Genomic DNA, 13,201 nt, shown 5'->3' with positions numbered 1-13,201 from the left:
GGAAACGGTCAGAAGATTTTCGAAGGGCACAGGCGTCACGCATACGGCCTACGCTCCACCCTCCAGCCCTGTCTCGTGCCGGGTGGTCAGCAGGTGGCGGAAGACCACGTATCCCAGCGCGGTCAGCAGGGCCAGCGACGCCCCCGTGATGAACGGCCCCGTCGGCCCCAGCGTGCGGTAGGCGAAGGCCCCCACCAGCGGCCCCAGCGAGGTGCCCACGTTCTCCACGGTCATCAGCGCGCCCCAGGCGGCGGGGCGTTCGGCCTCGGGCAGGCGGCCCGTGACCAGCGCGGCCCAGCCGGGCATGATGAAGGCGTAGCCCACGCCCACCAGCGCGGCCAGCACGAACAGCGCCCACATCGGCGGCGTGGTGGCGATGCCGCCCAGGCCCAGCGCCAGCAGCGCGAAGCCCAGGGTGACGGCCAGCCGGGCGTGGCCTCCGTCGGCCACCTTCCCGGTCAGGGGCAAGCTGCCGAACGCCACCGCGCCCCCGGTGCCCAGCAGCGCCACCATGCCCCAGTACGTCAGGCCCAGATCGCGGTACAGCGTGAACAGCAGCGGCCCCAGCAGGGTCATGGTCAGGGTCTGCATAAAGGCGGCCGGGAACAGCGGGGCCAGCGCGCCCACCGCTGTTTTCAGGCGGGCGCGGCGGTTCGGCTGGCTCTCGGCGGTGGCGGCGCGGCGCAGGCGGTCCGGCACGAACAGGGCCGCCAGCAGGGCCACCGCCAGCACCGCCAGGACGATGGTGAATACCAGCGCGCGGGGGCGTTCGGCCAGCGCGCCCAGGAGCAGAAAGCCCGCGCCGATCAGCGGCATCACGCCCAGGCTGATGGCCGTGACCGCGCGGCCCTTGTGGCTGTCCCGGGTGGCGTCGGCGGTCAGGTTCATGGCCCCCGGCCACATGGCGCTGAAGCCCACGCCGTGCAGCGCCGCCGCCAGCAGCAGCACCCAGGCGGTGTGCGTCTCTGCCATGATTCCCAGCGCCAGCAACGACAGCGCTGCGCCCGCGAGCATCACCGCCCGCACGCCGAAGCGGCTGATCAGCGCCCCGGCCGGCCCGCGCATGACGGTGTCGCTGATGAAGTGGATGGTAAAGGCTGTGGCCGCCACCGCCACCGCGTCCGCCTTGGGCAGCCCCAGCAGCGTGCCAGTGGCCTGCGGCAGATACGCTCCGTACAACCCGCTGCGGACAAACTCCGAGCAGGCCAGCACCAGCGCGGCCACCAGCACGCCGGGCAGCGTGCCGGGTTTGACGGGCAGACGGTCCTGCCACGCGGCCACCACGCTCACGGTCCCACGCCCCCACAACCCCCGGCGGCAAACGGGGCCGTGCCTGCTAGCCTATGGCCGTGTCCGATTTCTCGGTGATCATTCCGGCCCGCAACGAGGCGGCGTACCTGCCCCTGACCCTGCGGGCGCTGGAGGCGCAGCGCAAGGCCCCCGCCGAGGTGATCGTGGTGGACAACGGCAGCACCGACAGCACCGTGGCGGTGGCGCAGGCCTGGGGCGCGCGGGTGCTGCACTGCACGCGGCCCGGCGTGGCCCGCGCCCGGCAGTGGGGCCTGGAGGCCGCCCGCAGCCCCTGGATCGCCACCACCGACGCGGACTCGTTGCCCAGCCCACAGTGGCTGCAGCGGCTGGACGCCGCCACCCCCGGACGGGCGGCCCTGTACGGCCCGATGGGCTTCTGCGGAGTGGCCCCCCACTGGCGCTGGCTTTCGCAGCAGGCCTACAGCGGCTTTCTGCACGGCTGCCGGGTGGTGGGCAAACCCAATCTGGCCGGGGCCAACATGGCCTTCTCGCGTCAGGCGGCGCTGCTGGCCGGCGGCTACCCGGAGGTAGAAGCCTACGAGGACGTGATGCTGGGACAGGCCCTCGCGCGGCTGGGCCCGGTGGCCTACGTGCCGGGCGCGCTGGTGCAGACCAGTGCCCGCCGACTGGAGCGGGGCGCGCTGCCCTTCGCGTGGCAGCACCTGCGCAACATCACTGGTCATACGCGAGGGTACTTTGAGGCGCCGCACCCAGACCCGCCGCGCTGAGACCAGCGGCGGCCAGCCCAGCCTCTGAAGGAAAGGGCACGTCACGCGGCATGCCCAGCGCCGCGGCGTACACGTCCAGCACCCGCGCCGCCACCCCGGCAGGCGTGGTCCCGGACGCAAAGTCGCGCGCCCCGGCCGACAGCCGGCCCCACAGCGCCGCGTCGCCCAGAATGGCCCGGGAGTGGTGGACCATCGCGTTCACGTCCGCCGGGGCCACCAGATAGCCGCTGCGCCCATGCGCCACGCTGCTCAGGGTGCCGCGGGCGCCCACCGCCACCACCGGCACGCCCATCAGCTCGGCCTCCTGCAGCACCAGCCCCTGCGTCTCGGTGTCGCTGGCGAACAGGAACAGTTCGGCCAGACGGTAATACGCGCCGATCTCGGTCCAGGGCTTGACCCCCAGAAAGCTCACGCGGCCCTCGATGCCCAGACGGCGGGCGTGCGCCTCCAGATGCACCCGTTCCGGCCCCTCGCCCAGCACCACCAGATGCGTGTCGGGCAGCTCGGCCACGGTGTCCAGCACGTGATCGAAGCGTTTCTCGCGGGCCAGCCGCCCCACGCTCAGCAGGCGGCGTTTGCCGGCCGGCCAGGGATTCTCGATGGCCGGAGCGGCGTGCAGCACTCGGGGGTCAATGCTGGTGGGAATCACCACCGGGTTGCGCACCCGCATGGCGTGCAGGACGTCCAACACCCCGGCGGTGGGCGTGATTACGGCGTCGGCCCGGCCGTACAGCAGGCCCATGATGCGGGTGACTGCCCCAGTGTGACGCTGCAGGGCCGTGACCCCCGGCACGTAGTGGGTGTACGCCTCGATGTGGGTGTGGTACGTCGCCACGTGCGGCACGTTCCATTTGCGGGCCAGCCGCGCCCCCGCCAGCCCCAGCGTCAGCGGGGTGTGGGTGTGCACGACGTCGTACTTCTGTTCAAAATCCTTGCGGGTGGGCCACGCCAGCCGGTAGGTGGGCAGGAACAGGTAGCTCAGGCTGGGCACGCGCCGCACGTCGGGCCGGGTGTCCACGTTGTCCGGAAAATCGGGGGCCACCACTTCCACGTGATGGCCCAGCGCCCTCAACTCGTCGCTCAGCAGGCCCACACTGGTCACGATGCCGTTCTGATCGGGCAAGAAGGTATCGGTGAACAGGCCGATGCGGAGCGGTCTCATCGGTTCCCGCCAGGAGACGTGCGTTCCGGGAGGGGCCATCCTGCGGGAAAAGGAGAGGTCTGAAGCATCGCTAGACAGGAGCATACGACGCCGGGAATGAGAGTGTCGTCCACCTTTGGTGGGGCGCCGCCGCATTCGCGCCGTGCGAACCCGTTACAGTTGCGGCATGTCTGCCCTGCCGTCCCGTCTGCTGGCCGCCCAGCTTCGCGCCGGGGCCTACGGCGCGTGGGCCGGCGGCCACCCCGGCGCCCCCGAGGTTGGCGTGACCGTGCCGGTTCAGGACGCGCCGCAGCTTGAGCGCGTGCTGGGCGCGGCGCAGGAGGCGGGTGCCAAGGTCACCGTGCTGGTCTCCCCCGTCCTGGCCGGCCTGGAGCCGGACGCCCTGTACGCCGCCGCCCAGGCCGGGCACGAGATCGCCGGGGCGGGCCTGCCGGACTCGCCCAGCGCGCTGGAGGCGGCCTCGGCCCAGCTGGTTCAAAGCTGGGCCGCCGACGGTCTGGGCCGCGCCAGCCTGCGCCGTCTGGCCGCGCAGGGCATCCGTCCGCTGCCGGCGCCGCTGGACACGCCGCAGCCGGGCCAGACCGTGCGCGTGCTGCCGGAACAGCTCGCAGAGGGGCTGGGGCACCTGCGGGCGCTGGGCTACCGGCCGGTGCCGGTGCGCGACGTGCCCGGCTGGCGGCCGGCCGGGCCGCGCGACCTGCTGCTGCACGTGTACACCCACACCGTGGAGGCCAACTTTGCCCGCGAGCACGGCGTGATCGATCTGGCCGTGCGCGCCGACGCCGTGATGCGGGTGGCCGCGCTGGATCACGCGCCCGCGCCGCTGCCCCTGCCGCGCGACACTCCCACCGCCGAGCTGCATCTGCACTCGCCGCGCATCGTGGGTCTGTCGGGCCGCAGCGCGCTGACCGCCTACCGCGCCTACCTGCGCAGCCTGAAAGACGTGGCCGCCGCCATGAAGGCCCGGCCCGAATTGCAGGAGGCCCAGGCCGTGTTCGCCGTGACCCTCTTTCACGCCCAGCTGGAGCAGGGCGGCTTTGCGCTGCTGCCGCTGCCGCCCCTGCGCGCCCGCGTGTACGGCCTGGGTTTCCGCGTGCTGCGGCTGGTGTACGGCACGGCCCGCCCGCCCAGCGAACCGCAGCCCAAGCTGGCGTGGATGACCCGCGAGGCGTTTCTGGCAAAGTACGGCTGAGCGGGCGGGGAGACCGCCCCCTATAGTTCCGGACATGCAGACTGTGGCCCAGACGCTCCTCAACCACCGTTCCATCCGGCAATTCAAACCCGATGAAATTCCGCAGGCCACCCTTGATGAGGTGCTGCACGAGGCCGTCGTGGGCACGTCCTCGTCGGGGAACCTCAACAGCTTCTCCATGATCGTGACCCGTGATCCGGCACGCAAGCGGCGGCTGTACGAACTGCACGGCGAGCAGGAGTTCGTGCTGCAGGCGCCGCTGGTCATCACCTTCTGCGCCGACTGGCACCGCACGCGGCAGTGGCTGCGGCTGCGCGGGGCGTGCGACAACTTCAACAACTTCCTGGGCTATCAGGTGGCCGCCAACGAGGCGATGCTGATCTCCCAGAGCGTGACGCTGGGCTTCGAGGCGCGGGGCTACGGCCTCTGCTACATGGGCACCACCTTGCAGGCCATGGGGAAGATTGCCGACTACCTTCAGCTGCCCCAAACCTGCCTGCCGATCACCACCATCGCGGTGGGCGTGCCCGACGAGCAACCCGAGCGGCGCGAGCGCCTGCCGCTGCGCGCCTATGTTCACGACGAAACGTACCGGGAGGCCAGCACAGCCGAGCTGGAAGACCTGTACCGGGCGCGCGAGGAGAGCGGCTGGCAGCGCTACATGTCCATGCCGCGCCTGCGGGCCATGTGCGAGGAAGGCGGCATCACCTCGCTGGCGCAGATGTACACCAGTCCCTACAAGTATGACCCGGAGGCCTACGCCGCCACCTCACGGCAGGTGCTGGACGCGCTGAGGGGGCGGGGGTTTCTGCCTGAGCCGCCGACGGACGAGGCTGTCCCTACCCCGGCAGGCTGAACCGCAGCGCCGTACCCTGCCCCGGCGTGCTGTCCACGTCCAGTTCTCCCCCGGCCAGGGCGACGCGTTCGCGCAGGCCGGTCAGGCCCAGGTGGCCCTGCTGGGCGCGGGCCTCGGCCTGCTGGGGCGTGAAGCCCTGGCCGTCGTCGCTGATCACCACCTCCACGCCGCCCTCCCCGAAGATCACGCGGATGGCGGCGCTGAGTGCCCCCGCATGCTTGTCCACGTTGTTCAGCGCCTCCTGCGCCAGCCGGAAGACGGTCAGCTCGGTGGCCGCGTCCAGGCGGCGTTCCTGGCCGCCCACCTCCAGCCGGGTGGGGGTCTGCGCCTGTCCGGCCAGCCATTCCAGCGCGGGCAGCAGCCCCAGATCGTCCAGCACGCTGGGGCGCAGGTTGCGGGCAAAGCGGCGCACGCTGTCCAGCGCGGCGTTCAGATCGGCCAGGATGTCGTCGGCGCGCTCCTTCTGCTCGCCGCTCAGCTCGCGCGCCAGCCGCGCCACCCGGCGGCCCGAGGCAGTCAGCACCTGCGCGGTATCGTCGTGCAGCTCGCGGCTGATGCGCCGCCGCTCCTCCTCCTGCGCCTGGGTGAACAGCGCGAGGTAGGTGCGCAGTTCGCTCTGGCGCGAGGTGGCGGCCTCCAGCGCCTGCCCGCGCCGGGTGATCTCGTCGGCCAGCGTCTGGAGTTCCGAGAGGTCACGGGCGACGAGCAGCACGCCGGAATCGGTTTCACCGGGGCCGGCCTCCACCGCGCTCAGGCGCACTTCCAGGCGGTACGGGCCGATCTGGATCTCGGCGCGGCCCCCGGCGTTGCGGGTGCGGGCCGCGTCCAGGGCGGCGTGCAGGGCGTCACGGGTGGCGGGGGTGGGCAGGGCCAGCAGGCGGCCCCCCACCAGCGGCCCGGTCAGCGGCTCCAGCAGGCGGGTGGCGGCGGGGTTGGCGTAGGTCACGGTGCCGCCCGCGTCCGCGCTGAGAATCAGGTCATGGGCGCCCTCGGCCAGCTGGCGGTAGCGGGCTTCCTCGCGCTCCAGCGCCGAGAGCAGCCGCACGCGGGTCAGGGTCTGGGTCACCTGATCGGCCACGCTGCGGGCCAGTTGCAGCGCGTGATCGCCGGGGGCCTCCGGGCCGGGATCGTCGGCGTACAGGAAGCCCAGGGGGCGGCCCTCGTCGCCCAGCGGCACGATCAGCCCGCTGCCGGCCACCGGGAGGCAGGCCCGCCGGGGCAGGGGGCGAGGGCCGCGCCCCAGCTGGGCTTTCAGCGCGGTCAGTTCCTCCGGGGTGGGCGGGTAGAGGTTGAACGTCGCGCAGCGGGCCACCTCACCCAGATCGTCGGTCAGGGCGATCAGCCCGCGCCCGGCGTTCAGGGCCAGGGTGGTCAGGCGCACCGCCCCGGCCAGCGCCGCGTCGTCCTGGCTGTCGCCCAGCACGCGGCCCACGTTCAGCAGCACGGCGGCCTCGCGCTCGCGGCGCAGCTCCTCCTCGTACAGTCGGGCGTTTTCCACCGCCAGCGACGCCTGTGCGGCAAACACGTCGGCCAGCGCCAGATCGTCGTCGTCCAGCGGCAGCGGCGCCTCCCAGTACAGCGTCAGGGTGCCGAAGACCCCGCTGCGGGTCACCAGCGGCAGCCCCAGCACGCCCTTGTAGGGGTAGCGGTTCTGGGCCAGCAGCTGCCGGGTGTAGCGGCTGCCTCCGCCGTAGTGGGCGGTGGCCAGGTCATGCGCGGCCACGGCCCCACGCCCCTGAGCGGCCCGTCCGGTCACGCCCGCCCCCATCTTGGCGCGCACCCGCAGCACGTACTCGCTGGGCAGGCCCACGGCGCTGCGGATGCTCAGGGTGCGTCCGTCCGGCTGGGCCTCGTACACCGCCGCCGCGTCGGCGCGGAACAGGGTCATGGCCCTCTCCAGCACCCGCGACAGGGTGTCACCCAGGTGCAGGCTGCCCGCCAGCGCCGCCCCGGCCTCGCGCAGCGCCTCGGCGGCGGCGCGTTTGCGGGTCTCGATGCCGTACAGGCGGGCATTGTCAATCGCCAGCGACGCCTGCTCGGCCAGCGCCAGCACCAGCCGGGCGTCGTCCTCGCTGGCGGTGGCGCCCGGCGTGCGGCTGTCCACGTACAGCACCCCCAGCGCCTGCCCCCGCGCGCTGAGGGCCGCGATCACGGCGGCTTCCGGGCTCAGTTCCAGCAGCCCCTGGGCCATCGGCGAGTCGGCGTCCCTGGCCCGCTCGAAGCGGATCGCCTCGCCGCGCCGGATCAGGGTTTCCATGCTGGTCGGGCCGACGCCCACGCCGCCGGTGAACGCCTCGTCGAAGCCGTGCGAGAACACGTCCCCGGTTCTGGCCCCATCCTCGCCAAATTCGTTGAACAGCGCCACGAAGGCGCGCGAGAAGCCCAGCGCCTGCGCCGCGCTCTGGGCCGTGCCGGTCAGCACCTCGGCCAAGTCCAGGCTGCCGCCCAGCCGGCGCACCAGCGCTTCCACCGTTTCGGCCACGCGCCCACGTCCGCGCCGGGCCTCACGGGCCTGCACGCCCTCCAGGGCCAGCGTCAGCAGCGGCGCCAGGGCCGAGAGTCCCGTCAGACCTGCGGGGCTGGCCCCCACACATTCCAGCACCCCGCAGCCAAACGGCAGACAGGCCAGCATGCCCTCTTCCAGCAGCTGGCCCCCGTCCAGCGCCCGGCGGGCCAGCGTGCCGTCACTGAGGCCCAGGCCGCGCCCCTCCTGGGCCAGCGTCTCCAGACGCCCGCCCGCCCCCTCGGCCACCCACACCTGCACGCCGTGGGCCGCCGTAACCTGACAGGCGTACTCGGCCAGCGCCGCCGCGAAGGCGCGGGCGGTCTGGGCGGCGGCGAGGGTGGGGGGCAGGGGGGTCATGGGGAGGCTCCGCCGTCTAAGGTTCTAAAGGTCTAAGAGTCTAAAGGTCTGAATGCTGAAAAGACCGCGCCCTGCGTACCGCGCCCTCATCTTTTCCCACACCCCACAACCCCTCACAGCATCTTCGGATCAATCCAGCCGCGCTTGATGCCGTACAGCACGGCCTCGGTGCGGCTGCCGACGCCCAGTTTGGAAAAGATGTTCGCCAGATGCACCTGCACCGTGCGCGGGCTGATGTCCAGATCGCGGGCAATTTCCTTGTTGGTGCGCCCGGTGGCGGCCACGCGCAGCACTTCCAGCTCGCGCGGGCTGAGATCGTCCTCGGGTGGGGTGGGCTGGGCGGCGGCGCTGAAGCGCTCCAGCACCTTGCGGGCCACGCTGGGGTGCAGCGCACTCTCCCCGGCGGCCACCGCCCGCACCGCGCCCAGCAGGTCGTCCTCGCTGGTGTTTTTCAGCAGGTAGCCCGCTGCTCCGGCCTCCAGCAGCGCAAACACGTAGGCGTCGTCGTCGTAGCTGGTCAGCACGAGGACGCCCACGCGCGGCTGCTCGGCCTTGATGGCGCGGGTGGCCTCGATGCCGTTCATGCCGGGCATCGACACGTCCATGAGGATCACGTCCGGTTTCAGGGCGCGGGCCTGGGCAATCGCCTCCTCGCCGCTGGCGGCCTCGCCGGCCACGTACAGGTCGGCCTCACCCTCCAGCAGTTCGCGGGTGCCCTTGCGCACCACCGGGTGATCGTCCACCAGCAGCAGCGCAATGCGGCGGGGCAGGCCCGTTTCGGAGGCTGGGTCGGAAGCCGGGTCGGAAGCGTGGGCAGAATCGGGCATGGGCGCAGAATACGCGGCCCGGCCCACAGGGCGGCCACAACAATGGGGCCATAACAATGGGGCCATCCCCACGAAGGAAGATGGCCCGCACGAAATTCGGAAACGCTCAGCTCTTGTTCAGGTCCTTCCAGAGAGTGCCGGTGCCGGCGTTGGCGAAGCTCAACATGGGGTTGAAGGTGTCCAGGCCCACGCCCTGCAGGTTGTCGCGGTAGGCCAGGATGCCCGGCTGGTTGGGCATGTAGATGTACCACGCCTGATCGATGGCCCGCTTGGCGATGTTGGAGTACAGCTCATTGCGCTTGTCGGTGTCGGTGATGCTGCGCGCCTCGTCGATCCAGGCGTCGATCTGGTCATCCTGGGCGTTGATGCGCGGGTTGTAGTACCCCTTGGAGCTGTAGAAGGTGTACACGAAGTTGTCCGGGTCGGCGTAGTCGGGCGCCCAGCCGGTGCTGACCATCGCCTCGGTGCCCTGGTTGCTGCCCTTGATGATGTCGCTCCATTCCTTGGCCACGATGTTCACGCGGAACTTGGGGTTGATGGATTCGATGTTCTTCTTGAGGATCTCCATGCTGGTCTGGGCGGCGGCGCTGCCCGCGCGGTAGGACACATTGACCGTGAAGCCCTTGTTCCACACCTGACCGTCCCAGGCCTTCTTGAAGTGCTCGGTGGCCGCGTCGATGTCGTACTGCGGCGGCTCAATGGACTCGTCGTAGCCGGGGAAGCCCAGCGGCAGCAGGAAGTTCAGCGGCTCGCCCTTGCCCTTCTGCACGTCCTGGATGTACTGCGGGGTGTTGAAGGCCGCCACGAAGCCCCGGCGCACGTCCACGTCGCTGAAGAAGTTGGCGGGGATGCCCTGGCCGTCCAGCTTGCCGCTGCCGATGGCGCCCTGGCCGCTGATCTTCTGGTTCATGCTGATGCCGAAGGCGCTGGTGTTGGGCAGGTCGTCCAGAATGGCGATGCCCGGCTTGCCCGCCAGCTGCGCCTCGATGATCGAGCGTCCGCCGGTTTCCACGATGTCGGCGTCGCCCTTCTCGAAGGCCTGCAGGCGCGCGGCCTGTTCAGGAATCTTCTGCAGAATCACGTTCTTGATCTTGGCCTTGTCGCCCCAGTAGTCCATGAACGCGGTGGCGGTGATGGCGGTGGCCGTCTTGTCCAGCAGCTTGTACGCGCCGGTGCCGCTGGGGTCCTGGGCCAGCGGGCTGCCGGTCAGGTCCTTGCCCACCGCGTCCTTCCAGGTGGCCTCGGTGCCGTCCCATTCGCCGATTTTCTTGGCGTGCTCGCTGTCCACAATCGCCTGACCGACGTACGCCAGCTTGGCCAGGAAGGCCGGATCGGCCTTGGGCAGCTTGAAGACCAGGGTCTGGCCGTCGCACTTCACCGCGTCGGTGATGCGCTGCCAGGTGATGCTGGTGTCGTCGTTGGCGTTGCTGCCGGTGCCCAGCAGGCTCTCCGAGAGGAACCAGTTGCCGCTGTCGCTGGTGTTGGTGACCAGGTTGCGGCGGAAGGTGTACTCGGCGTCCTTGCACTCGAAGGGGTTGCCGGTGTGGAACTTCACGCCGTCGCGCAGGGTGAAGCGGTAGCCCAGGCCGCCGTCCTCCTCTTCCCACTCGGTGGCCAGCAGCGGCTTGAGTTCGGACAGGCTGTTGCCCTGGTAGGTGACCAGCGTCTCGTACAGGTTTTCGACGACCTGGCCGCTGGCGGTGTCGTAGGTGGTGCCGGGGTCCAGCGTGGGAACGTCGGCAGATTCCTGAATGACCAGTACGCCGGTGGGTTCCGCGCCAGTGCCCGTATCGGTGGTCTCTGTCGTCGTCGTGGTGTCAGTCGTGGTTGTGGTCGTGTTGTTGGACTTGCACGCCGCCAGACTCAGGGTGAGGGTGGTCAGGGCGATGGCGCTCAGCAGTTTCTTGCCGACCAGCGGCTGGTGGGGGGTGGTCATGGGGTCACTCCTTGGAAAGGGTTAGAGAGGGGGAGGCGGACGGGGCAGGCTCCGATTGGGCTTTGGGCTGCCGGCGAGTCAGAAAGAGGATCGAAAAAATTGCCCCGGAGGGAACTTTCTCCAGCAGATCAGCCTAAACAGCGCCCATGAGAAAGAATTGGCAGGACGGCTAAGGTTTGCTCTACATACCCCTGGCTGGATCAGCTTCAAGGGACCTTGTCGGGAAGCGAGGACGCGGCGTGTGGCGACAAATCAGCGCTCCACACTGGCTTTCGCAGCCTCCAGAGCACCGACAATGAAAGACCTCCCACAGCCGATCTTGAGCGCCTTCGTGTAAGATTTCCTAATGACTGCTTCCTCTATTCCTGACTCCTTTCTGCTGCGCGGCACGGCGGCGGGCAACACGCTACGGCTGGTGGGCATGGAAGCCACGCGGGTCGTGGAAGACGCCCGCCTGCGCCACCATCTGAGCAAGACCGCCACCGCCGCGCTGGGACGCACGCTCACTGCTTCCGCCCTGCTGGCCGTGGTGCTGGGCAAGAAAGTCGACAGCCGCGTGACCGTGCGCGTCGAGGGCGGCGGCCCGGTGGGCTGGATCGTCGCGGAGGGCAGCGCCAGCGGTCAGGTGCGCGGCTACGTGCGCGAACCCGGCGCGGACCTGCCGCTGCGTGAATCGGACGGCAAGCTGGACGTGAGCGGCATTGTGGGGAACACCGGCGAACTGGCCGTGACGCGGCTGCTAGACAACGGCGAGCCGTACACCGGGAGCATCGAACTGGTCAGCGGCGAGATCGCCGAGGACATCAGCAGCTACCTGGGCGTTTCCGAGCAGATTCCCAACGCCGTGCTGCTGGGCGTCTACGAGGAAGGCGGGCGGGTGGCCCACGCGGGCGGCCTGCTGATTCAGGCCATGCCCGGCGTCTCGGACGAGACCCTGGCCCACCTGGAGGCCAACATCCGCGCGCTGGGCCAGATCACCGACGGCCTGCGCCGGGGAGGCATTCTGGACGTGATGAACCGCGTGACCGAGGGCCTGGGACTGACCCTGGCCCCCGGCGCGCAAGCGGCCCGTTTCGAGTGCCGCTGCTCGCGCCAGAAGGCCGAGGACAGCCTGAAATTCTTCAATGAGGAAGAACGCCAGGACATGATGGACACGGGCGGCCAGGAAGTCGTGTGCCACTGGTGCGGCGAGAAGTACCACATCAGCCCCGCCGAGATCGCCGCGCTGGACGCCCCGCCAGAACGGGCACGGGCGTAAGGACCCGTCGGGACCCCTCCCCAGCGGAGGGGCTTGTTACAGCTGTGCCTGCCAGACGTGTCCCGGATGCACCAGCGCCAGCGCCGCGCGCAGCCAGTCCGCCGCTTCAGAGGTCAGGGTGGGCCGCACGCGCCCAAAATCCTGCGCGTCCTTGCCACGCGGTTCGCGCCCTCCGGTGGCGGCCTTGAACAGCAGCGCCGCCTGCGGGGCCAGATACGGCAGGCCGGAGGCTGACCACAACCGGGCCTCGCTCAGCGGCAGCGTCACGCGCGGATCGCGGCGGTAGTGCCACAGGCCGCCGCCCAGATCGGTGAGCAGCAGGTCGAGCATCAGCACGTCCGGCAGATCGGGGTGGCGGGCGTGAATCTGGTGCAGGGGCGGCTGTAGCGGGGCCGTCCAGGGCCGGTACAGCCCGTTTTGCGGCGCGTCCAGCTTCCAGTCCGCAAGCAGTGACCGCAGCTGAGATTGGGCTGCCCGATCCACCGCCACGTCCAGATCGTCGTGGGGCCGCGCCACCACGCCCAGGTGCAGCTCCAGCGCCACGCCCCCGGCAAACATCCATGGGGCGTCCAGCCGGGCCAGCACCCCCGCCGCGAACTGGGCGGGAGCTAGGCCGACGGTGCGGGCGTAATGGGCGGCGGCCTCTGGCCTGAACGCCTCGTCCGCCGCCAGCCGTCCGTGGGCAAGAAACGCCTGCCGGTAACGCCCCGCCGCCTCACCATCGGCCAGCAGCAGCGCCCGCAAGGCCTGTTGTTCGGCCCGCCAGCCGCTGCCGTGATCGGGCAGCGCCAGCCGCCAGCCGGCGGGGTGCCGATATGTCTCACCGGCTGGGCGGTAACCCAGGGCCTCCAGGGTGCGGCGCTGGGCCTCGTTGGGCGGATCGGGCATCACGTCCAGATGCAGTTCGGGCACGTCCAGACCCGCCAGCGCGGGGACGCTGCCCGGCCCGCCGATCCCCACATGAAACACGCCCTCCTGCCGGTCTCCGGCCAGGTAATCGCCCAGCGCCGTTTTCAGCTCGTGGATCGCCGCGTGCAGGTCAGCCATGCCCCCAAGAAAGCATGGGTG

Annotated in this window: 10 protein-coding genes; 4 read left to right on the top strand and 6 right to left on the bottom strand. The window is 70.6% G+C overall.

Features of this window, described 5'->3' with window-relative positions:
• Positions 1–48: 48 nt before the first annotated feature.
• On the bottom strand, positions 49–1,290 hold the full coding sequence (locus tag FHR04_RS12980; protein WP_039681620.1) for an MFS transporter: 1,242 nt from the start codon (positions 1,288–1,290) through the stop codon (positions 49–51).
• Positions 1,291–1,343: 53 nt separating this feature from the next.
• On the opposite strand from FHR04_RS12980, the gene FHR04_RS12975 reads away from it, so the two are divergent.
• Positions 1,344–2,039, top strand: a complete 696-nt coding sequence (locus FHR04_RS12975) for a glycosyltransferase family 2 protein (protein ID WP_139403811.1) — start codon at positions 1,344–1,346, stop codon at positions 2,037–2,039.
• On the opposite strand, the gene FHR04_RS12970 is transcribed toward FHR04_RS12975, so the two are convergent.
• Positions 1,984–3,201, bottom strand: coding sequence for a glycosyltransferase (locus FHR04_RS12970; protein ID WP_139403810.1), 1,218 nt, complete (start codon positions 3,199–3,201; stop codon positions 1,984–1,986). The two genes, FHR04_RS12975 and FHR04_RS12970, sit on opposite strands and share 56 nt — an antisense overlap.
• Positions 3,202–3,367: 166 nt before the next feature.
• Here FHR04_RS12970 and FHR04_RS12965 point away from each other — a divergent pair, with 166 nt between their 5' ends.
• Together FHR04_RS12965 and FHR04_RS12960 are read left to right on the top strand one after the other, a co-directional pair.
• Positions 3,368–4,393: a YkoP family protein gene (locus tag FHR04_RS12965; RefSeq protein ID WP_139403809.1), complete on the top strand. Its 1,026-nt coding sequence runs from the start codon at positions 3,368–3,370 to the stop codon at positions 4,391–4,393.
• Positions 4,394–4,427: 34 nt separating this feature from the next.
• A complete protein-coding gene (locus tag FHR04_RS12960; RefSeq protein WP_139403808.1) occupies positions 4,428–5,249 on the top strand; it encodes a nitroreductase family protein in 822 nt (273 codons plus the stop codon).
• Here FHR04_RS12960 and FHR04_RS12955 read toward each other — a convergent pair.
• The 3 genes from FHR04_RS12955 to FHR04_RS12945 all read right to left on the bottom strand — a co-directional run bounded on the left by FHR04_RS12955 (position 5,233) and on the right by FHR04_RS12945 (position 10,875).
• Positions 5,233–8,112 carry a GAF domain-containing protein gene (locus tag FHR04_RS12955; RefSeq protein WP_139403807.1) on the bottom strand — a complete coding sequence of 960 codons (2,880 nt, stop codon included), beginning with the start codon at positions 8,110–8,112 and terminating at the stop codon, positions 5,233–5,235. The two genes, FHR04_RS12960 and FHR04_RS12955, sit on opposite strands and share 17 nt — an antisense overlap.
• Positions 8,113–8,225: 113 nt before the next feature.
• The gene (locus FHR04_RS12950) at positions 8,226–8,939 is read right to left on the bottom strand and encodes a response regulator (RefSeq protein ID WP_245616376.1); all 714 of its coding nucleotides are present in this window, start codon (positions 8,937–8,939) and stop codon (positions 8,226–8,228) included.
• A gap of 106 nt (positions 8,940–9,045) precedes the next feature.
• A complete protein-coding gene (locus tag FHR04_RS12945; RefSeq protein ID WP_139403806.1) occupies positions 9,046–10,875 on the bottom strand; it encodes an ABC transporter substrate-binding protein in 1,830 nt (609 codons plus the stop codon).
• 346 nt (positions 10,876–11,221) lie between these two features.
• Between FHR04_RS12945 and hslO the strand changes: the two genes are divergently transcribed.
• On the top strand, positions 11,222–12,133 hold the full coding sequence (gene hslO / locus FHR04_RS12940) for an Hsp33 family molecular chaperone HslO (RefSeq protein ID WP_139403805.1): 912 nt from the start codon (positions 11,222–11,224) through the stop codon (positions 12,131–12,133).
• Positions 12,134–12,169: 36 nt separating this feature from the next.
• Here the strand turns inward: hslO and FHR04_RS12935 are convergent, their stop codons facing one another.
• A complete protein-coding gene (locus FHR04_RS12935) occupies positions 12,170–13,180 on the bottom strand; it encodes a nucleotidyltransferase domain-containing protein (RefSeq protein WP_139403804.1) in 1,011 nt (336 codons plus the stop codon).
• Positions 13,181–13,201 lie beyond the last annotated feature (21 nt).

Source organism: Deinococcus radiopugnans ATCC 19172 (genome assembly GCF_006335125.1).
GTDB lineage: Bacteria > Deinococcota > Deinococci > Deinococcales > Deinococcaceae > Deinococcus > Deinococcus radiopugnans.
Note: the sequence above shows the minus strand (reverse complement) of the source record. Positions and strands in the feature narration are given on the sequence as shown.